At 63.2% G+C, this 17,421-nt stretch carries 20 protein-coding genes and 1 tRNA gene; 7 read left to right on the top strand and 14 right to left on the bottom strand.

The window, feature by feature from the left end:
- Nucleotides 1–367 precede the first annotated feature (367 nt).
- Nucleotides 368–874, top strand: coding sequence for a MarR family winged helix-turn-helix transcriptional regulator (locus tag JQ621_RS00330; protein ID WP_212232451.1), 507 nt, complete (start codon nucleotides 368–370; stop codon nucleotides 872–874).
- A 34-nt stretch (nucleotides 875–908) separates the two neighbouring features.
- Here JQ621_RS00330 and JQ621_RS00325 read toward each other — a convergent pair whose 3' ends face one another.
- Together JQ621_RS00325 and JQ621_RS00320 are read right to left on the bottom strand one after the other, a co-directional pair.
- On the bottom strand, nucleotides 909–2,024 hold the full coding sequence (locus tag JQ621_RS00325; RefSeq protein WP_212232450.1) for an alpha/beta hydrolase family protein: 1,116 nt from the start codon (nucleotides 2,022–2,024) through the stop codon (nucleotides 909–911).
- Nucleotides 2,025–2,296: 272 nt separating this feature from the next.
- A complete protein-coding gene (locus tag JQ621_RS00320) occupies nucleotides 2,297–3,268 on the bottom strand; it encodes an SDR family NAD(P)-dependent oxidoreductase (protein WP_212232449.1) in 972 nt (323 codons plus the stop codon).
- Between the two features lie 389 nt (nucleotides 3,269–3,657).
- On the opposite strand from JQ621_RS00320, the gene JQ621_RS00315 reads away from it, so the two are divergent.
- A complete protein-coding gene (locus tag JQ621_RS00315; RefSeq protein WP_102667339.1) occupies nucleotides 3,658–3,897 on the top strand; it encodes a hypothetical protein in 240 nt (79 codons plus the stop codon).
- A 127-nt stretch (nucleotides 3,898–4,024) separates the two neighbouring features.
- Here the strand turns inward: JQ621_RS00315 and JQ621_RS00310 are convergent, their stop codons facing one another.
- Nucleotides 4,025–4,591 carry an alpha/beta hydrolase fold domain-containing protein gene (locus JQ621_RS00310; protein ID WP_249124553.1) on the bottom strand — a complete coding sequence of 189 codons (567 nt, stop codon included), beginning with the start codon at nucleotides 4,589–4,591 and terminating at the stop codon, nucleotides 4,025–4,027.
- Between JQ621_RS00310 and JQ621_RS00305 the strand changes: the two genes are divergently transcribed.
- Both JQ621_RS00305 and JQ621_RS00300 read left to right on the top strand, forming a co-directional pair.
- Entirely contained in the window at nucleotides 4,590–4,766 is a 177-nt protein-coding gene (locus JQ621_RS00305) for a hypothetical protein (RefSeq protein ID WP_212232448.1), read from the top strand. The genes JQ621_RS00310 and JQ621_RS00305 overlap by 2 nt on opposite strands.
- Before the next feature lie 53 nt (nucleotides 4,767–4,819).
- Nucleotides 4,820–5,062, top strand: coding sequence for a hypothetical protein (locus JQ621_RS00300; protein ID WP_249124551.1), 243 nt, complete (start codon nucleotides 4,820–4,822; stop codon nucleotides 5,060–5,062).
- A gap of 88 nt (nucleotides 5,063–5,150) precedes the next feature.
- On the opposite strand, the gene JQ621_RS00295 is transcribed toward JQ621_RS00300, so the two are convergent.
- The 7 genes from JQ621_RS00295 to JQ621_RS00265 all read right to left on the bottom strand — a co-directional run bounded on the left by JQ621_RS00295 (nucleotide 5,151) and on the right by JQ621_RS00265 (nucleotide 9,876).
- Nucleotides 5,151–5,228, bottom strand: a tRNA-Pro gene (locus tag JQ621_RS00295).
- Nucleotides 5,229–5,338: 110 nt separating this feature from the next.
- Nucleotides 5,339–5,917, bottom strand: coding sequence for a MerR family transcriptional regulator (locus JQ621_RS00290; protein ID WP_212232447.1), 579 nt, complete (start codon nucleotides 5,915–5,917; stop codon nucleotides 5,339–5,341).
- 25 nt (nucleotides 5,918–5,942) lie between these two features.
- On the bottom strand, nucleotides 5,943–6,284 hold the full coding sequence (locus tag JQ621_RS00285; protein WP_177243187.1) for an integration host factor subunit alpha: 342 nt from the start codon (nucleotides 6,282–6,284) through the stop codon (nucleotides 5,943–5,945).
- A 133-nt stretch (nucleotides 6,285–6,417) separates the two neighbouring features.
- Entirely contained in the window at nucleotides 6,418–7,398 is a 981-nt protein-coding gene (locus JQ621_RS00280; protein ID WP_212232446.1) for a beta-ketoacyl-ACP synthase III, read from the bottom strand.
- Nucleotides 7,395–8,456: a phosphate acyltransferase PlsX gene (plsX, locus tag JQ621_RS00275; protein ID WP_212232445.1), complete on the bottom strand. Its 1,062-nt coding sequence runs from the start codon at nucleotides 8,454–8,456 to the stop codon at nucleotides 7,395–7,397. Before plsX ends, JQ621_RS00280 begins: the two co-directional genes overlap by 4 nt.
- Before the next feature lie 296 nt (nucleotides 8,457–8,752).
- Nucleotides 8,753–9,325 (bottom strand): YceD family protein, encoded by a 573-nt coding sequence (locus tag JQ621_RS00270; RefSeq protein WP_212232444.1) that lies wholly within the window; start codon nucleotides 9,323–9,325, stop codon nucleotides 8,753–8,755.
- On the bottom strand, nucleotides 9,322–9,876 hold the full coding sequence (locus JQ621_RS00265; protein ID WP_212232443.1) for a ubiquinol-cytochrome C chaperone family protein: 555 nt from the start codon (nucleotides 9,874–9,876) through the stop codon (nucleotides 9,322–9,324). The genes JQ621_RS00270 and JQ621_RS00265 overlap by 4 nt, the downstream gene beginning before the upstream one ends.
- Before the next feature lie 98 nt (nucleotides 9,877–9,974).
- Here JQ621_RS00265 and JQ621_RS00260 point away from each other — a divergent pair, with 98 nt between their 5' ends.
- Together JQ621_RS00260 and JQ621_RS00255 are read left to right on the top strand one after the other, a co-directional pair.
- Nucleotides 9,975–10,460: an outer membrane protein assembly factor BamE gene (locus tag JQ621_RS00260; protein WP_212232442.1), complete on the top strand. Its 486-nt coding sequence runs from the start codon at nucleotides 9,975–9,977 to the stop codon at nucleotides 10,458–10,460.
- 131 nt (nucleotides 10,461–10,591) lie between these two features.
- On the top strand, nucleotides 10,592–11,593 hold the full coding sequence (locus JQ621_RS00255; RefSeq protein WP_212232441.1) for a Bug family tripartite tricarboxylate transporter substrate binding protein: 1,002 nt from the start codon (nucleotides 10,592–10,594) through the stop codon (nucleotides 11,591–11,593).
- Between the two features lie 33 nt (nucleotides 11,594–11,626).
- Here the strand turns inward: JQ621_RS00255 and JQ621_RS00250 are convergent, their stop codons facing one another.
- Nucleotides 11,627–12,448, bottom strand: coding sequence for a helix-turn-helix transcriptional regulator (locus JQ621_RS00250; protein WP_212232440.1), 822 nt, complete (start codon nucleotides 12,446–12,448; stop codon nucleotides 11,627–11,629).
- 96 nt (nucleotides 12,449–12,544) lie between these two features.
- Between JQ621_RS00250 and JQ621_RS00245 the strand changes: the two genes are divergently transcribed.
- Nucleotides 12,545–13,090 carry a carboxymuconolactone decarboxylase family protein gene (locus tag JQ621_RS00245; RefSeq protein WP_212232439.1) on the top strand — a complete coding sequence of 182 codons (546 nt, stop codon included), beginning with the start codon at nucleotides 12,545–12,547 and terminating at the stop codon, nucleotides 13,088–13,090.
- A gap of 121 nt (nucleotides 13,091–13,211) precedes the next feature.
- On the opposite strand, the gene JQ621_RS00240 is transcribed toward JQ621_RS00245, so the two are convergent.
- From JQ621_RS00240 to thiL, 3 genes are all read right to left on the bottom strand, one after another.
- The gene (locus tag JQ621_RS00240; protein ID WP_212232438.1) at nucleotides 13,212–15,332 is read right to left on the bottom strand and encodes a sodium-translocating pyrophosphatase; all 2,121 of its coding nucleotides are present in this window, start codon (nucleotides 15,330–15,332) and stop codon (nucleotides 13,212–13,214) included.
- 229 nt (nucleotides 15,333–15,561) lie between these two features.
- Nucleotides 15,562–16,170, bottom strand: a complete 609-nt coding sequence (locus JQ621_RS00235) for a hypothetical protein (RefSeq protein WP_212232437.1) — start codon at nucleotides 16,168–16,170, stop codon at nucleotides 15,562–15,564.
- A gap of 174 nt (nucleotides 16,171–16,344) precedes the next feature.
- Nucleotides 16,345–17,343, bottom strand: coding sequence for a thiamine-phosphate kinase (gene thiL / locus JQ621_RS00230; RefSeq protein ID WP_212232436.1), 999 nt, complete (start codon nucleotides 17,341–17,343; stop codon nucleotides 16,345–16,347).
- Between the last annotated feature and the right edge of the window lie 78 nt (nucleotides 17,344–17,421).

Genomic DNA, 17,421 nt, shown 5'->3' with positions numbered 1-17,421 from the left:
CCCCCCAGATCCCCGTCTCTTCATCAATCCGCTCGGCCGCTTCGCGTTTTCGGACACACCCGCATTCGACGCGAGGGACGTGAGCGAACCACCTGCAACGGGACGATCGAGAACCCCCCACCGTCACGGATCAATATGCCTGCGCCGTTCCGTTAATCAAAATAGTTTATTAGATCAGCTTTGTGGTTTCACTAACCCTGTGTCTACGGAGCAACACCGTCCTCGAGCGCCCAAAAAGCTGACAGGATCATATTTGTAATTTCCGTGACACAATTACCCTGCCCTGCACTTGCGTCAGGGCAGACTTGCGTGGACTATGCCCGCAGCAAACACTGGCCGAAATGAATCAGCTTGCGGGAGGGACGCTGTGTCAGCGACGAGGAAAGAAGGAGCGCGCCTCCGCTCCGGCGGCAATCTCGATATCATCAGGCGGTTCACCTGGGAGATATCGTCGATCAACATGTATCTGGAGGAGCTGCGTCAGTTCTGGGCCAGAACGCTCGGCATCAGCGGGCCGCAATGGCTGATCCTGATGGCGATTTCCGACCTCGACAAGGATGATGGCGTGCCCATCAACGTGGTCTCCAAGCTGCTTCACGTCGATCCGTCCTTCGTCACGACCCAGTCCAAACTGCTGGAGAAGAAGGGCCTGTTGCGCCGCCGCCCCTCGCCGACTGACGCCCGCGTGGTGCGACTGTCGCTGGTCGAGAAGACGCAGAAGCACATCGCGAGCCTCAACGAACAGTACAAGACGATTCGCGAATTCGTTTTCCAGGAGTTCGACGAGAACGAGCTGACGGAGTTCACCTCCAAACTCGCGACGCTGAAAAACCGGCTGGAAAAGGCCTGCGTCAGGGTCTCGCTCGACTTCTGAGGCCCAGTTCCGCTTCTCGGCCCAGCGGCCCCACTCAGATCCGCTTGCTGGCGGCGCCGAGTTGCGATTCGAGCCAGTCGAAGATGTATTCGTTGGCAAGGCTCGGATTGTCGGCATGCGCCTGCGCCGCACCGGTCTCCGCTGCGGTGAACACCTTCAGCACGATGTCCGAACTGCCCAGCCGGGATTTCTGCACAATCTGTTGCGCCCGGTCGGCCTCGAGCCATCCTTCCTCACCCAAAGTGATCAGCACCGGGCAATCAGCGCTTGAGGCCATCAGCGGCGCATGCGGCACCGGGACGATGCTGAGGTCCCTCATGGCAAAACGGCTGGCAAAAAACGACCGCTCGTGCAGATCCCACAGACCGCCATCGCAGACCGCCGCAGCAAACCGCGGCTCCTGCAACACCGCGCGGGCAACGAACGATGAGCCCCACCCGTCGGCCACGATCGCAACCCGATCGAAATCGACGTCGCTGCGCAGCTCCAGGTAGTCCATGACGCTGGCGATCGAGCTCTCGATATCCCGACGCTGCAACAGCACATCCATATAGTCGTCGCGCTCGTCGCCGAACAGGTCGAGCGCCAGCATCGCAAATCCACGCTCGCGCGCATGCGGCGCAAGCTTCACCAGGAATTCTTCCTTGCGATGTCCGGGCTCGCCGATGCAAATCACGGTCGGAGCGCGACCGTTCGTCGCAGGCGCAGGCAGGAAGTAGCCCTGCAGCGCGTGTCCTTCGACCCACGGGATTGTCACGACTTCGCCGCCCGGGACCCGCGCCGTGAGGAAACGGCGGGCGCATTCCTGCATCGCGAGCACTGCGACCCAGCGGCGCTCGTCCGCGGAATCGAGCGGCATTGCTGCCGCGCTGTAGTAATTCATCGCGCGCAGCCAGTTGCGCTGCGCGGTGACCATATGGCCTTCCGCAAAAGCCGCCTCGGCACGATGCCGGTTGGCCTGTGCGAGCTTCTTCCACTCGCGATGCCAGGACTGCTCGTCGCCGCGCTTCAGCTGACGCGCGATCATCAGGCATTCGGCGATGGTAGCGCCCCCCTCCTGCGCCGCAGTGAGCAATCGCGTGAATTCGGCAGAGATATCCTCTCTCTCCGGGCAGAGCATGAAGTCGTCGGAGAGTGATGCGGGTATCATCAGAGGCTACGCTTGATCGTGGCGTTACCTTGATTCACTAAACTATTTTGGTTCACCAACCAAGCTGCCGTGCACCAAACGGGGCCCCATCGAGATCACCATCGCTTGAACGCCTGCCTCATGTCGCATGCGTGACATTCCGTATCGTCATGAAGGGTGGCAGCACGCGGAGACAGGTAACTGACTTGCGTAAACTTACTTGCGTAAATTACCTGCGCCGGGCTTGCGATGATGCCCATCATACCTACATCTGCGCGCCACCGTTGATGGTCTCAGCCAAGACGCCAGCCGACCTCCTGGGTAAAGCTTTCGTAGAAGGCCCGGTCGTAGGCCTGCTCGGGCGTCGCGCGCACACGCTCGTCAAGACGCCTTGCGTCATCTCCCACAAGAATCCGCCACCGCTCTGCTTTCACGCCATCCAGAATGATCTTCGCGGCCTGTGCAGCGGTCGTCGGCGCATCCTCGAGGAAGCTGCGGGCGCGCTCGGCGAACACCCCCTGGACATCCTCGTCCGACAATTTGTCAGCATCTGGCACCCCGGCGGCGACCATGCGCTTGCGCGTCAGCACGACCTCGTCGGCGCTGAGGCGCTCTGATCCGTCACCGCTCTGCACCTTGCGCGAGTTGGAGACGATCGAGGTGCCGATGTGGCCGGGCATTACCACCGAGCATTTGACATGCGGTGCATGCAGACGGAGATCGTTGATCAGCGCCTCGGTGAATCCCTTCACCGCGAACTTCGCCGAGCTGTAGGCGGTATGCGCATTGCCCATCCCGATCGAGGCCCAGAAGCCGTTGACGCTGGCGGTATTGATGATGTGGGCTTCATCCGCCGCAACCAGCATTGGCAGGAAGGTGCGGACGCCGAGATAGACGCCGCCCCAACAGATGTTGAAGGTGCGCTCCCACTGCTCGCGCGTGTTGGTGAACAGGCTGCCGCCACCGCCGATGCCGGCATTGTTGAACAGCAAATGGATCTTGTCGGTCTTCTGCTGTTCGGCGAGCTCGTCGCGAAAGCGCTTGAGATGATCCTCGATCGAGACGTCGGCCACATGGGTCGTGACGCGCAGGCCCTGCGGCAGTTTCTCGATCTCGCAGAGCCGCTTGGTCTCGGCCATCGCAGCTTCCGAGATGTCGCACATCGCGACATTGCAGCCCTCGGCAACGAGCTGCCTGGCGAGCTCGCGCCCCATACCCGTGCCGCCACCGGTGATGACGGCGATCTTTCCAGCAAATTCCTTCATGGGACTTCAGTCCCTCCCCTTGTCGGCCTGTTTCTTCGTCATTGGCGCGCCGCGCATGCGACGTGCGCAAATGTAGCAGCACAACATCCAGGCGCAAAAGCCGGCCGAAGCGATGGCAGCGACCAGCGCGGCTTATTTCGACGCACGGATTATTCCGACGTCGCTTGCGCATCCTTGTCCCGCTGCCGTGGCCCTACCGCGACAGGTCGGCGGCCAATCGGGTTCCCCGTAGTTATCCGGCTTCGGTTTAATGACAATTTTTTTACAATCCGAATCGTCAAATGGGGCTCTGGGGCGAGCAGGCACAGCCAGCGTGTCGTTTCCGACACTGGCTGTGGCACTCGGCTTGCATCCTCCTCGTGGTCGAAACTACCGATGAGGTGACTGGAATGTTCATAACCGTCGTTGCCGTACTCTGCCGGCTCGGCGCTGCTGCTTCAGGCAGCTGTGTCGAGGAGATTGTGACCGACAGCAACATGACGCCCGACATGTCGATGATGGCATGTGCCGTCGGCGCGCAGGCTCCGCTCGCCAAATGGATGGATGAACATCCGATCTATCACGCAAATTGGCGCCTCGAGCGCTACAAATGCGTGCCGGGCCACTACGAGATCAAGGGCCACGCCTAAGGCCCCGCAAAACTACTTAGATCGACGAGATGCGCCGGGGGCCGCTTTGTGTGCCTCCGCGCGGGCACCATCAGCGCAGGGAAGCTCAGAGCTGCGCACACTCTGTGACAGCGATCACGGTCTTTCGCTAAGCCACCGTGCCAAAAATCAACGCGCGGACGCGTCGCCCTTCCGGCGTCGGCATCAGCGCATAATCATGCGGCTGCTCTCGCCACAGATGCAGTTCGACCGGTACGCCCGCGCCCCTCGCACGCGCGGCGAGATCGACGCTATCGGGGTAGAGCAGATCACGCGTTCCCGAAAAGATCGTCATCGGCGCGAGCGAACGGAAGGCGCCGTTGAGTGGGCTGACGAAGGGATGGCCGACATCGAGGTCGCCTGCATAGAGCCGTCCCGCCTCGAGGATCCCCGGAATATCCTGCATCGGATCGCGCGATGCGATCTCTACCTGCTCGGGACGGCTGACAGACGCATCAGCCGCAGGCGAAATCAGCACCAGCCGGCTGGGTTGCCGATGGCCATGATCGCGTAGCCATCGGCACGCAGCAAGCGCAAGGCCCGCGCCGGCGGAATTGCCGACCACCGTCACCTTGGCCTGCCCGGCATCCTCGAGCAACATCCGCAACAGTTCGGCCGTCGCCGGCACACTGCCGGACAAGATGGTCAGGACTCTGGTGGACGAGACGACGCGCATGGCGGTGGATATCTGCGGCCCTCCATTTAGCGTTTCGCTGCTGGACCTGGCCTCATCGCCGAAAATCATCGAATCCCAGCCGCGATCGATTCGCGACGATCAGAACGAAGCACTTCGCCTCGTTAAAGAATTGTCGCACTTCAAGAACGCGTGCGCGAACCCGCGCGGGGGTTGAATCCTGCGCAAAAGCCCTATCTAACCGGGCAGGTAATTACCTGAGAAGATCAAATGATTAAGTCACCGGAATGGAAGGCGATGGCCATCGCAGTGACGATTGCATGCGTATCGATGTCGCTTCTGGCCCTCGACGCGGCCCTGGACCTGAATATCGGTGGGCTGTCCAAGCGCCTGGAGAGCGCACAAGCCTCCTTCGTGGACACGATGGGGCAATATCAACTTGCCTTCGCCGTCCCGACATGGGCGCGCGGCAAGGCTCCCGCGGACCAGCAATGTCCGCACAGCCGGTGCTGATCGCCAGCCGCTGACACGGATTGCCGGACGACAGGAGATCGCCCGCTGATCCGCGAAGCCAAACGATTGGTCGATTTCTTGAAGAAAATGGTCGGAGCGAGAGGATTTGAACCTCCGACCCCTAGTCTCCCAGACTAGTGCGCTAACCGGGCTGCGCCACGCTCCGAACGTCGTTCCATTAGCTAGGATCGCCGCTTTGCGCAAGGCAAGCCACACGATTTTGGTGCGTTCGCCGAAAGCCCCGGGAACAGCCGGCACGGCTGAGGAAAGGCGCCTTCAGCCGTCCTTCAGCGCCTGGTCCAGCATGTCCTTGCAGGCGACGAGGTCCGCGAGCACTCGTCCCAGCCGTTCCCGGTCCAGCGCGCTGGGGCCGGCCGGCGCGGCGGTCGTGCCGCCCTTGCGGAAGGTGGTCAGGATGTCCTCGTCGTCGACCTCGGTGAAGCGGAAGTCGATGCCCTCCTCTTCGTCGCCCTGGTAGTCGTCCTCGTCGGCCTCCGTGACGCCCTTGATGGGCGCCTCGTCGTCCGGCTCCATCAGGCTCGCGCCGATGGCGTCCTCGATCGCCCCGAACGAGACCGCCGCCGAGCCGTCGGCCAGACCCTGCACCGATTTGATGCCGTGCTCTTTCAGGATCCGCTGCACACCGCGGATGGTGTAGCCCTCCCCGTAGAGCAGCCTGCGGATGCCCTTGAGCAGGTCGACGTCGTCGGGACGGTAGTAGCGACGGCCGCCGCTGCGCTTCATCGGCTTGATCTGGGAGAAGCGGGTCTCCCAGAACCGCAGCACGTGCTGCGGAATGTCGAGTTCCTGCGCTACTTCGCTGATGGTTCGGAACGCATCCGGCGCCTTGTCCAAATGCCAATCCTTATCCGTTGGGCAATTACGCCTCGGGTTGCGCCTTGCTGGCATCGCCATTGGTGCGGTGCTGGGCGTTGATCCGCTGCTTGAGAATCGCGGACGGCTTGAACACCATCACCCGGCGCGGCGAGATCGGCACCTCGGTGCCGGTCTTCGGGTTACGGCCGATTCGCTGGCCCTTCTTGCGGACCATAAAGGACCCGAACGAGGACAGCTTCACCGTCTCGCCCTTTTCGAGGCAATCGGTGATCTCCTTCAGCACGAGTTCCACGAAGGCGGACGATTCCGTGCGCGACAGTCCCACCTTCTGGTAGACGGCCTCACAGAGATCCACACGCGTTACGGTTTTACTTGTATCGGTCATCGCCCTGCCCCACATCACGGCGAACAATTCTTGTCTGAAATTATGAGCTTACGATACAGGGGTCAACACCGCTCATCAATGCAGACGCATCGATATCAGGCGCTGATTCCGGGAAAATTTTATCGATGTAGCTTTACCAGCGCACCAGCGCAGAGCCCCAGGTGAAGCCCCCGCCCATGGCCTCCAGGAGAACCATATCGCCGCGCTTGATGCGGCCGTCCTTGCGTGCCACCGAGAGCGCCAAGGGGATCGAGGCCGCCGAGGTATTGCCGTGACGGTCCACCGTCAGCACCACCTTTTCCGGCGCGATATGGAGCTTGTGGGCTGAGGCGTCGATGATTCGCTTGTTGGCCTGGTGCGGCACGAACCAGTCGATGCTGTCGGCATTCAAGCCGGTCGCCTCGAACGCATCGACGATCACGTCGGTGATCATGCCGACGGCATGCTTGAAGACCTCCCGGCCTTCCATGCGCAGATGACCGACCGTCCGGGTCGAGGACGGCCCGCCATCGACGAACAGCTTGGCTTTATGACGGCCATCGGAGCGCAGATGCGTGGTCACGACGCCACGATCGGTGGCAGCCTTGCCCTGCTGCTCCTGCGCCTCGAGCACGACCGCGCCGGCGCCATCGCCGAACAGCACGCAGGTGCCGCGGTCGTTCCAGTCGAGGATGCGCGAGAAGGTCTCGGCGCCAATCACCAGAGCCCGCTTGAAGGCGCCGGTGCGCAGGAAGTTGTCGGCGGTCGCGAGCGCGAACACGAAGCCCGAGCACACTGCCTGCAGGTCGAACGCCGCGCCGTGATTGATGCCGAGCCCGTGCTGCACCGCGACCGCGGTTGCGGGAAACGTGTTGTCCGGCGTCGAGGTCGCCAGCACGATCAACTCGATCGACTGCGCATCCACGCCGGCATCGGCAAGCGCGGCCTGCGCCGCCTTGATCGCAAGATGCGACGTGAACTCGCCCTCTGCCGCGATGTGCCGCTCGCGAATGCCGGTCCGCTGCACGATCCACTCGTCGGAGGTGTCGATGCGCGCCGCCAACTGAGCATTGGTCACGACCTGCTCCGGCAAATAGGAGCCGCAGCCCAGCACGACCGAACGAATCTTGGTCACGAAACATCCTCCGGCGCGGTTGGCACGGAACCGAGCGCACCCCCATCGCGGTTGAGCATCTGATTGATCTTGTTCAGAAGATCGAACTTGGCCATCTCATAACCAACATCGATCGCATAGGCAAAGCCTTCGGCATTAATTCCGCCATGGCTTTTGACCACGAGCCCGTTCAGCCCGAGCAGCACGCCGCCGTTCGATTTGTTCGGATCCATTTTGTCACGCAAGGCCTGGAAAGCATTGCGGGCAAAGAGGTAACCGATCCTGGACAGCCAGCTCCGCTGGATCTCGTTGCGGAGCAAGTCCGCCATCTGGCGCGCGGTTCCCTCGGCAGCCTTCAAGGCAATGTTGCCGCTGTACCCTTCGGTGACGATCACATCGGCCAGCCCCTTGCCGATGCCGTCGCCTTCGACGAAGCCGACATAATCGAGTTCCGGCAGGTTCATCGCGCGCAGGATCTCGCCGGCCTCGCGGATCTCCTCGTGCCCCTTGATCTCCTCAGTCCCGATGTTGAGCAGGCCGACGGTCGGGCGCTTCTTGTCGAACACCACGCTCGCCATGGCGGCCCCCATCACCGCGAGCGCCACCAGATGGCGTGCATCGCCGCCGATCGTGGCGCCGAGGTCGAGCACGACGGAAGAGCCTCGCATGGTCGGCCACACCGCGGTGATCGCGGGGCGGTCGATACCGGGCAGCGTGCGCAGATGGAAACGCGCCATCGCCATCAGCGCGCCGGTATTGCCGGCGGAAACGGCCACATCCGCCTCGCCCCTCTTCACTGCGTCGATGGCAAGCCACATCGAGGAGGTCTTGCGGCCGCGGCGCAGCGCCTGGCTCGGCTTGTCCGAGCCGCTCACCGCAACGTCGGTATGGATGATCTTCGAAGCGATCTTGAGCGTAGGATACCGATCGAGCTCGGGCTCGATCCTGGCGCGATCCCCCACCAGCAGAAACTCGGTCTTGGGATGCCTGCCGAGCGAGATAGCCGCACCAGGAACGACGACTGCGGCGCCGACGTCGCCCCCCATGGCGTCAAGCGCGATACGAACCTTGCTTGGCATCAAAATCCCGGAAACCTGGTCTGGCGCGGTCGTCGATCAGCGGGGCCGCGGAATGGGTCGTCATGGATATGACGACCGGCCAAGCGCCACGCTGCACCCGGACCGGGGGCGGACAATAGCGTTTTGTTATCCCGAAACAACCTCTTGCCCCCAGCCTTTTGGATGAGGGGCGATCCTTCAACGGGCATTTAAATCTGAAGAAATGACATGAAAATCAAAAGGATGTGACAAATTTTCAAACCAGTCCGGCAAAGACCTCATACAGGCAACACAGCGGTCTTACGGGGGCGACCGAGCTATTTGCCCCTCTTCTTGTCGTCCTGAAGTGCCTTCAGCGCCGCGAAGGGATGATCGTCGAGATCGGGTGCGGTGACCTCTGCCTCGAACACGGCACCCGGCTTGCGGGGATAAGGGTCGATCGCCAGGAACAGCGCATCCGTCGCAATTCGGCCAAGGTCAATCATTCCGTTGACGATAGCCTCCGGCGGATCGGCGACCTCCGGCGGCTCCGCGTCGTCCTGGCCCTCCTCGATCAGGTCCGCAAGCCGCCGGCGTTCTGCCTCGGGCGCAAAGGTCAGATCGACCTCCTCGTCGATCTCGCTCTCGATCGGATCGAGCGTGACGACACAGGTCTGACCGACCCGGGCCCGGACGCGGCCAATGACCTGGACCCGGCCGCCGCTCTTCGGCTCAACGTCGAAGTCGGCATGGGCCGACACGATGTCGCGCACGCCTGCGAGATCGGCCATCGCCCGACGCTCGGCCGGCGAGGCTTCGAGCTGACGGTGCAGCCCCGTATCCGGAATCTGCGCAACGGTGACAGGCGAGCGCCAGGGATCGGGTTCTGATCCGGTCATCGGTCTGTTCATGATGTTTCACCCTCCCGAAGCGGTGCCGGAAACCTGAAGACTCCGCGCAGCAGCGCGGCATCGTCGGTCTGGCCAAGCTCGGCATCCGCTGCAACCGCGTAGGCAGCGAGCCGCCGCGCCTGATCGACCCCGGTGCCATTCAAGATATTCTTGCAGATCGCCTGCGCCAGCGCTTCTGCGCCTGTCTCAGTCGCCTGGTCGTAAGCCTGGACCCGGCCATAAAAGGCCTCGCCGAAGGCCCGCATGCGCTTCGGGACCGTTTGGTCGCCCACCCCCATCTCGCGCAGATTGTCGTCCATGTCCTCGCAGAAGCGGTCGAACAGGGCCTGCGACAGCTCCGTTCCGCCCTGGGCGACAGTCCTGAGCCGCCGCAGCAACAGCCAGAGGTGCAACAGCAACAGGTCGAAACGGCCGTTAACGGTATCCGGCACGCCCAAGTCCCGGTAAAATATAGGTTCTCGCGCCTGCGTCACGATCATGCCATAGATGGCTTCAATGGTGCCGGCCGGGGTTAGCCGGGGTTTCCTGAAGTGATTGAACGGCCAAAGCATTGTGGTTTCCGCAAGCGGGCGCGCGCGTGTTGCATTCAGAGCCTCCGCCCGGTACTTCAGCGCCTCGCGCGACGCAAGGGGACGGAATCAGTTCCGCTATGACGATAACGAACCAGACCGACCTGCGCGCAACCGAGCGGCGCGGCTTGAATTCTCGTTGGCGCGGCCTGCGCATGCTCGCCGTCGTGACATTGGTTGGCGCTGCGCTCGCCGGCTGCACCGGTGAGCAGTTTCAGAAGGGCTATATCCTGCCGCCCGGCGCCCTCGAGCAGATTCCGATCGGCGCGAGCCAGGACCAGGTGCTGATCGTGATGGGCACACCCTCGACGGTTGCGACGCTGGACGGCGAGGTGTTCTATTACATCTCGCAGCGCTCGGAGCGCATGGTCGCCTTCATGAACCAGAGGGTCGTCGACCAGCGTGTGATCGCGATCTATTTCGACAAGAACAGGCGCGTGCGGCGGCTGGCGAATTACGGCCTCCAGGACGGCAAGATCTTCGACTCCATCAGCCGGACCACGCCAACGTCGGGCCAGGAGATGAGCTACCTCGCGCCGCTGTTCAAGCTGCTCAGCTTCAACTGAAATCGTGAGCTGACACCATCTGCCTGCGGCGTCGTGCCGCTCTCCGCACGCTGCGATTGGTCGCGCGCGACTTGCCGTTGTGCGGCCGGTTCCCTACGCTCCCGGCAAAACAAGAAGCTGGGAGTGGATTCGTGCCCAACAAAGTTCTGTCACGCCGCCACGTGCTTGCGGGGGCCGCTGGCCTGACCGCCGCAGCGATCCTGCCGCGATCGAGCCTTGCGGACTGGAAGCCGACCGAGAATGTCCGCATCATCGTGCCGGCTGCAGCCGGCGGCTCGACCGATGTGATGGGCCGATTGCTCGCCGCCCATCTCCAATCCGCTTGGGGCCAGACCGCGGTGGTGGAGAATCGCTCGGGCGGCGGTGGCACGATCGGGACCGCCGAGGTGGTTCGCTCCAAGGCTGATGGTCACACCATCCTGATCGGCAATCCCGGTCCGAACGCGATCGCCTACAGCATCTTCAAGAACCTCGCCTACAGGCCGGACCAGCTCCAGCCGGTTAGCAACATGATCCGGATCCCGAACATCGTGTCGGCGCATCCCAAGACCGGCATCAAGTCGGTTGCCGAACTGATCGCCTTTCTCAAGGCCAATCCGGACAAGCTCAGCTACGCCTCCTCCGGCGTCGGCCAGAGCCCTCACCTCACGGGCGCGTGGTTTCTGCAACTCACCGGGCTGAAGATGACGCATATCCCGTTCCGCGGCGCTGGACCTGCGCTTCAGGCCGCGCTCGCCGGCGACATCCAGATCCTGTTCGACAATCTCTATCCGAGCCTGCCGCAGGTGCAGAACGGCACGCTGAACGGCCTCTGCGTCACCACCACCGAGCGCAGCGATCTCGCACCGAACCTGCCGACCATGCGCGAGAGTGCGCCGGAGCTTGCGAATTTCGACGTATCGTCGTGGTTCGCAGTGTTTCTGCCCAAAGGCGTCCCCGCCCCCGTGCTCGAGGCAGTCAATCTCCAGGTCAAGGCAATGCTGGAGCGCGACGACATCAAGAAGAACATCGCCGCCATGGGCGCGCGCACCGACTACGGCACTCCGCAGCAATTCGCCGACTTCGTGGACGCCGAGACGAAGAAGTTCGCCGGCATCATCCAAAAGGAAGGGCTGCAGATGGACGTGCAGTGACCAGCAGTCGCGGCTGACGGCTCTGCTGCTGAATCATCCGCCCCGTGTAGCCAGCCAATGCCGGGGCGAGACACCGATCACCTTGGCGAAGCTACGGGTCAATGCCGCCGGGCTATCGTAGCCCACGGCGGCCGCCACGGCTTTCACGGGTTTGCCCTCGCGCAACATGCCTTGCGCCAGCGTCATTCGCCATCGGATCAGGTAATCGATCGGAGTCGATCCGGCGATAGCACGAAATCGGCGCGCGAAAGCGGTGCGCGACATGCCCGCGACGTCCGCGAGGTCGTCCAGTGTCCACGGCCGGGCAGGCTCTTCATGCATCGCGGTCAACGCGCGCGCCAGCGACGGATCGGCCAGCGCCGCCAACACCCCGCCCGTCACGATCCCCTCGCCAACCACATGGCGAACGATCTGGACGAGCAGATATTCGAAGAGGCGATCCAGCGCGACCTGCCGCCCGTCATTCCTGGCGGAAGCCTCGCCCAGCAATAGCTCGAGTGTGGGGGCTATCGTGGGACTACTGTCGAAGGGGATCACAACCAGGTCGGGCAGCCCCACAGCAATGGGATTGGTCTGTTCACCGCCCAGCCGGATGGTGGCGCAGACGAGGTCAGCACCGACGTCGGCATCAGGCTCGAATCTGTGCGCCGTCGGACGCGGCAGCAGCAGCAGGCTCGGACGGGTCAGTTCGAAGGGCGGGCCGTTGCCCGATACCAGCAGCCGGCCGCCGTGGAGGATATGGAGGTAGCCAAGCCCATCGGCGTTCTCGAAGCCGACGCCCTCGCACAGATTACCGGAAAAGAACGTACGGGCGCTGGGCACGCCATGGCGGAACAGGGCTTCAAAATGGTCCATCTGGTACGATCTGCAAAATAACAAGCACCAATTGTGACTGATAAAGGAGCATGAGGGTGTTGTGCAACCCCGGCACCAACCAGAAGGAACCCTGATATGCCCCGTATCCCCACCGTAGACACCACGAAGATCGACACTACGACAAAGGCAACGCTGGATGCCGTGAAGGCCAAGGTCGGCATGGTGCCGAACCTGCATTCCACTCTCGCGCATGCCCCGGCAGCCCTCAACGGCTATCTCGCCCTTGGCAATGCCCTGGCCGCCGGCCTGCTGACGCCACGACAGCGCGAGATTGTTGCTCTCGCCACCGGCCAGGCCAATCAGTGCCAATATTGTCTGTCGGCCCACACCCTGCTCGGCAAGGGTGCCGGCCTGTCACCCGAAGGGGTTCGCGCCGCCCGCGAGGGCAAGGCCCAGGATGCGCAGGACAACGCGGTAGCTGCGCTTGCCGCGCGCCTGATCGAGACGCGCGGCGCAGTGAGCGACGCGGATCTTGCCGCGGCACACAACGCCGGCCTCGACGATGCGCGTATCCTTGAAGTGGTTGCGCATGTGGCGATGAACGTACTGACCAACTTCACCAACAACGTGGCGCACACCGACATTGACTTCCCGGTCGTACCGGTCGCCATCGCTGCTTGAAGTGAGCCCCGTGGGGATTTCGCCGGCCCGGCGCCAAGGACGGTCCGGTTCGAGCTCATCTGCAAAAAAGAGACCCCGCGGCTCGCGCCGCGGGGTCTTGCGTTCGCGGTGTTGTCGCTTCTCAGTGCGCCAGGATCGCCAGCAGCAGCAGGGCCACGATGTTGGTGATCTTGATCATCGGGTTCACCGCGGGGCCCGCCGTATCCTTGTAGGGATCGCCGACGGTGTCTCCGGTCACGGCCGACTTGTGGGCATCAGAGCCCTTGCCGCCGTAATGACCGTCCTCGATGTACTTCTTGGCGTTGTCCCAGGCGCCGCCGCCCGAGGTCATGGAGATCGCGACGAACAGACCCGTCACGATCACGCCGAGCAGCATCGCACCGACGGCGGAGAACGCGGCCGACTTGCCGGCCGCGCCACCGCCCGCGATGGCGTAGATCACGAAGTAGACGAAGATCGGCGACAGCACCGGAAGCAGCGACGGAATGATCATTTCCTTGATCGCCGCCTTGGTCAGAAGGTCGACCGCCTTGCCGTAATCCGGCTTGTCGGTGCCCTGCATGATGCCCGGCTTCTCGCGGAACTGGCGGCGCACCTCTTCGACGATGGCGCTGGCCGCTCGGCCCACCGCCGTCATGCCCATCGCGCCGAACAGATACGGCAACAGACCGCCGAACAGCAGGCCCACCACCACGTAGGGGTTGTTGAGCGAGAAGTCCGGATTGACGCCCTTGAAGTAGACGTGGTTCGCCGCGTCCGCGATGAAGAATTTGAGGTCCTGATTATAGGCCGCAAACAGCACCAGTGCGCCGAGACCGGCGGAGCCGATCGCGTAGCCCTTGGTCACCGCCTTGGTGGTGTTGCCGACCGCGTCGAGCGCGTCGGTGGACTTGCGCACTTCCTTTGGCAGACCCGCCATCTCGGCGATGCCGCCGGCGTTGTCGGTGACCGGGCCGAAGGCGTCGAGCGCGACGATCATGCCGGCCAGCGCCAGCATGGTGGCGGTCGCGATCGCAATGCCGAACAGGCCGGCAAGGCTGTAGGTGACGAGGATGCCGGCGATGATGACGATCGCGGGCAGCGCGGTCGCTTCCATCGAGATGGCAAGACCCTGGATCACGTTGGTGCCGTGACCGGTCACCGAGGCCGCCGCGATCGACTTCACCGGGCGATAGTCAGTGCCGGTGTAGTATTCGGTGATCCAGATGATCAGCGCCGTGACGACGAGGCCGACCACGCCGCATTCGAACAGCGCCATGCCGGTATAGTCGACGCCGTCGAGCTTGCCGAAGCCGATCAGGTAGTAGATCACGCCGGCGATGCCGATCAGCGACAGGACGCCGGTTGCAATCAGGCCCTTGTAGAGCGCGCCCATGATCGACTGGCTCGGCCCGAGCTTCACGAAGAAAGTTCCGATGATCGAGGTGATGATGCAGATGCCGCCGATGGCGAGCGGCAGCGTCATCATGCTCATGAGGATCGGCGTCTTGGCGAAGAAGATCGCCGCGAGCACCATGGTGGCGACCGCGGTCACCGCATAGGTCTCGAACAGATCGGCGGCCATGCCGGCGCAGTCGCCCACGTTGTCGCCGACATTGTCGGCGATCGTCGCGGGGTTGCGCGGATCGTCCTCCGGGATACCCGCTTCGACCTTGCCCACGAGGTCGCCGCCGACATCCGCGCCCTTGGTGAAGATGCCACCGCCCAGACGGGCGAAGATCGAGATCAGCGAGGCGCCGAAGCCGAGCGCCACCATGGCGTCGACCACGGTACGGCTATCGGGCGCGAGCTTCAGCGAATAGGTCAGGAAGCCGAAATAGAGCGTCACACCGAGCAGCGCGAGACCGGCCACCAGCATGCCGGTAATGGCTCCCGCCTTGAAGGCGAGTTCGAGGCCGCCGGCCAGCGACGTCGTCGCGGCCTGGGCGGTGCGCACATTGGCGCGAACGGAAACGTTCATGCCGATGAAGCCGGCTGCTCCCGACAGGATGGCGCCGATGGCAAAACCGATCGCGACATAAAGCCCGAGGAAATAGACAAGCAGCACGAAGATGACGATGCCGACGATACCGATCGTGGTGTACTGGCGCCGGAGATAGGCCTGTGCGCCTTCACGCACCGCTCCCGCGATCTCCTGCATGCGCGGCGACCCCGCATCCGCGCTCAACACTGAAGACGTCGCCCAAATCGCGTAGACGACGGAAAGCACTCCGCAGAGCACTATCAACCATAATGCTGTCATTTGATTTTTGCCTCAGATCCTTGATGTACGTACCCCCGGCGCCTGTTGTTTTTCCGTCAAACGGAGCGGCGCCCTTATGTTGAACAGGGCCGCCCCTTGCCCGAAGGGGCGGCCCTAGTCGACCACAAGCTTGCCAAAATCGAATTGATGGTGCAACGCCGGATAGGGCCGAAAAAGCCGATCTCGGCAAGTATTTAGACCTAATCCCGAGCGCCTGGGACGCCGGCCTCTAAGCTGCCGACCTCACGGGATGAAGGGAGGCCGACGCCAATTCGAGGGTCTGCCCGCCAGCCGTTGCGCGCCGGTTGAAGATCTTGACCTCGTAGGCGCCGCCGCTGGGGCCCGCCTCCAGCGTCACCGAGACGACCTGCTCGAGCGTGAGGACGCCGAGCTGCACATCCTGGTCGGGCAGGATCAGCGTCGCCATTTCGCCGACGAACACGATCACCAGATGGCCTTTGGCCATGTTGCTCTTCGCCAGCGAGCGCAACTGACCGTGATAAGGCTGCCGGGTCCATGCCGACTTCTGTCCGGGATCGACCACGACCTGGATGTTGTTGGTCTGGGGATGCACGGTCAGCACCATCTTCGCCTGATCGGGCTTCCAATGCATCGGCAATGCCGGCATGGTTTTCCAGAGACAATCGAACGCCGCGCACTCCGCCGGCAGATTGTCGTGGATATTGCAGCCTCGACCCGGCGCGCAATGCGAGCACCATTTGCCCGCGGGCTTGCCGAATGCGACCACGTTGTAGACTTTGCAGCAAAGCGTGCAGCCGCCGCACTCCCGTCTCGAAGCGGCCAGCGGCCCGCTCAAACCCGAAACGATCGCTGTCATCGAATCGCACCCATGGGCTGCTTTTGCACCAATGGACGCGATACAAGGGTTGGCTGGCGCGGGGATTGCGGCCCTAAAGCGCGATGAGATTTGGATGAATCGTCATCGCGCTTTAGATTGTCGTTCGCTCATGATCTTTCCGGAAAACCGCTTCGCACTTTTCCGGATCATGCTTTAGAAGTGACTGTAGGACAGACGCTTCAAGGCGAGTTCCTGGCCCTGCCTGTCCAAAAAGCGCGGCTGGTCATGGCCCGCGACAATGGTGCCGATCGCCGTGATGGCCACGCCTGCCGCCTGCCCGGCGGCAATCAGCGCACCGCTTTGCGCCGGCGGAAGCGTGCACAGCACTTCGTAGTCGTCGCCTCCCGCAATGAGCGTCTCAACGCTAACGATATTCCGCGCGATCAGGTCGGCCGCCGCGGCTGACAGCGGCACGCGCGCCACATCAACAATGGCCGAGACGCCGGATGCTGCACAGAGTTTGGTCAGATCGCCGGCGAGCCCGTCGGAGACGTCCATCGCCGCCGTCGCGTGGTCGCGCACGGCCTGCGCCAGCACGTTGCGCGGCTGCGGGACCCGGTAACGCGAGACGAGGACATCCCTCGCAGCCGGTTCGGACGCGAGTGCCGCGGCCGCCGCGCCGCCGGTGAGCACATCAAGGCCGAGCGCGGCATCGCCGATCGTTCCGGTCACCAGGATCAGGTCGCCCGGACGCGCGCCGGTGCGGCCGACCATCCGCCCCTTCGGCACGCGGCCGAACGCGGTGATCGAGATCATCTGCGGTCCCGGCGTCGACACCGTGTCGCCTCCGAGCAACGGGCAGCCGAAGCTCTTGGCGTCCGCGCCGAGCGCATCCGCAAACAACCCGAGCCAGGAATCCTCCGTGCTCCGAAGCGCCAGCGTGAGCACAAAGCCGGCGGGGGCGGCGCCCTTGGCCGCAAGATCGGACAGGTTCACCCGCAGCGCCTTTCGCGCGATGGTATCGGGGGGATCGGTGGCAAGATAATGCACGCCCTCGACAATGGCGTCCGTGGTGACCACGATGTCGTCGCCGGACGAGGACAGCACGGCCGCATCGTCCACCAGCCCGAACGCACCGGGGTCGGTCGCCAGCGGCTTGAAATAGCGCGCGATGAGGGAGTCTTCGGCGGAGGGATTTTGAGAGTCTGACATCTGCCTTGGCCGCACTCACTGCTGTCATCGCCCGGCTTGACCGGGCGATCCAGCAAACCTTGCCGCACGATATCAATA

It is taken from the genome of Bradyrhizobium manausense (genome assembly GCF_018129685.1).
Lineage (GTDB): Bacteria > Pseudomonadota > Alphaproteobacteria > Rhizobiales > Xanthobacteraceae > Bradyrhizobium > Bradyrhizobium manausense_D.
The sequence above is the reverse complement of the archived record's forward strand: the minus strand, read 5'-3'. Positions and strand labels throughout refer to the sequence as shown.

Excerpts from the sequence above, each read along its gene's own strand:
- thiL (WP_212232436.1), bottom strand. The coding sequence starts at position 17,343 with ATGTCAGACTCTCAAAATCCCTCCGCCGAAGACTCCCTCATCGCGCGC.
- JQ621_RS00310 (WP_249124553.1), bottom strand. The coding sequence starts at position 4,591 with ATGCGCGTCGTCTCGTCCACCAGAGTCCTGACCATCTTGTCCGGCAGT.
- JQ621_RS00265 (WP_212232443.1), bottom strand. The coding sequence starts at position 9,876 with ATGCTTTGGCCGTTCAATCACTTCAGGAAACCCCGGCTAACCCCGGCC.
- JQ621_RS00300 (WP_249124551.1), top strand. The coding sequence starts at position 4,820 with ATGATTAAGTCACCGGAATGGAAGGCGATGGCCATCGCAGTGACGATT.
- JQ621_RS00235 (WP_212232437.1), bottom strand. The coding sequence starts at position 16,170 with ATGACAGCGATCGTTTCGGGTTTGAGCGGGCCGCTGGCCGCTTCGAGA.
- JQ621_RS00260 (WP_212232442.1), top strand. The coding sequence starts at position 9,975 with ATGACGATAACGAACCAGACCGACCTGCGCGCAACCGAGCGGCGCGGC.
- JQ621_RS00305 (WP_212232448.1), top strand. The coding sequence starts at position 4,590 with ATGGCGGTGGATATCTGCGGCCCTCCATTTAGCGTTTCGCTGCTGGAC.
- plsX (WP_212232445.1), bottom strand. The coding sequence starts at position 8,456 with ATGCCAAGCAAGGTTCGTATCGCGCTTGACGCCATGGGGGGCGACGTC.
- JQ621_RS00245 (WP_212232439.1), top strand. The coding sequence starts at position 12,545 with ATGCCCCGTATCCCCACCGTAGACACCACGAAGATCGACACTACGACA.
- JQ621_RS00270 (WP_212232444.1), bottom strand. The coding sequence starts at position 9,325 with ATGAACAGACCGATGACCGGATCAGAACCCGATCCCTGGCGCTCGCCT.
- JQ621_RS00320 (WP_212232449.1), bottom strand. The coding sequence starts at position 3,268 with ATGAAGGAATTTGCTGGAAAGATCGCCGTCATCACCGGTGGCGGCACG.
- JQ621_RS00285 (WP_177243187.1), bottom strand. The coding sequence starts at position 6,284 with ATGACCGATACAAGTAAAACCGTAACGCGTGTGGATCTCTGTGAGGCC.
- JQ621_RS00315 (WP_102667339.1), top strand. The coding sequence starts at position 3,658 with ATGTTCATAACCGTCGTTGCCGTACTCTGCCGGCTCGGCGCTGCTGCT.
- JQ621_RS00325 (WP_212232450.1), bottom strand. The coding sequence starts at position 2,024 with ATGATACCCGCATCACTCTCCGACGACTTCATGCTCTGCCCGGAGAGA.
- JQ621_RS00250 (WP_212232440.1), bottom strand. The coding sequence starts at position 12,448 with ATGGACCATTTTGAAGCCCTGTTCCGCCATGGCGTGCCCAGCGCCCGT.
- JQ621_RS00240 (WP_212232438.1), bottom strand. The coding sequence starts at position 15,332 with ATGACAGCATTATGGTTGATAGTGCTCTGCGGAGTGCTTTCCGTCGTC.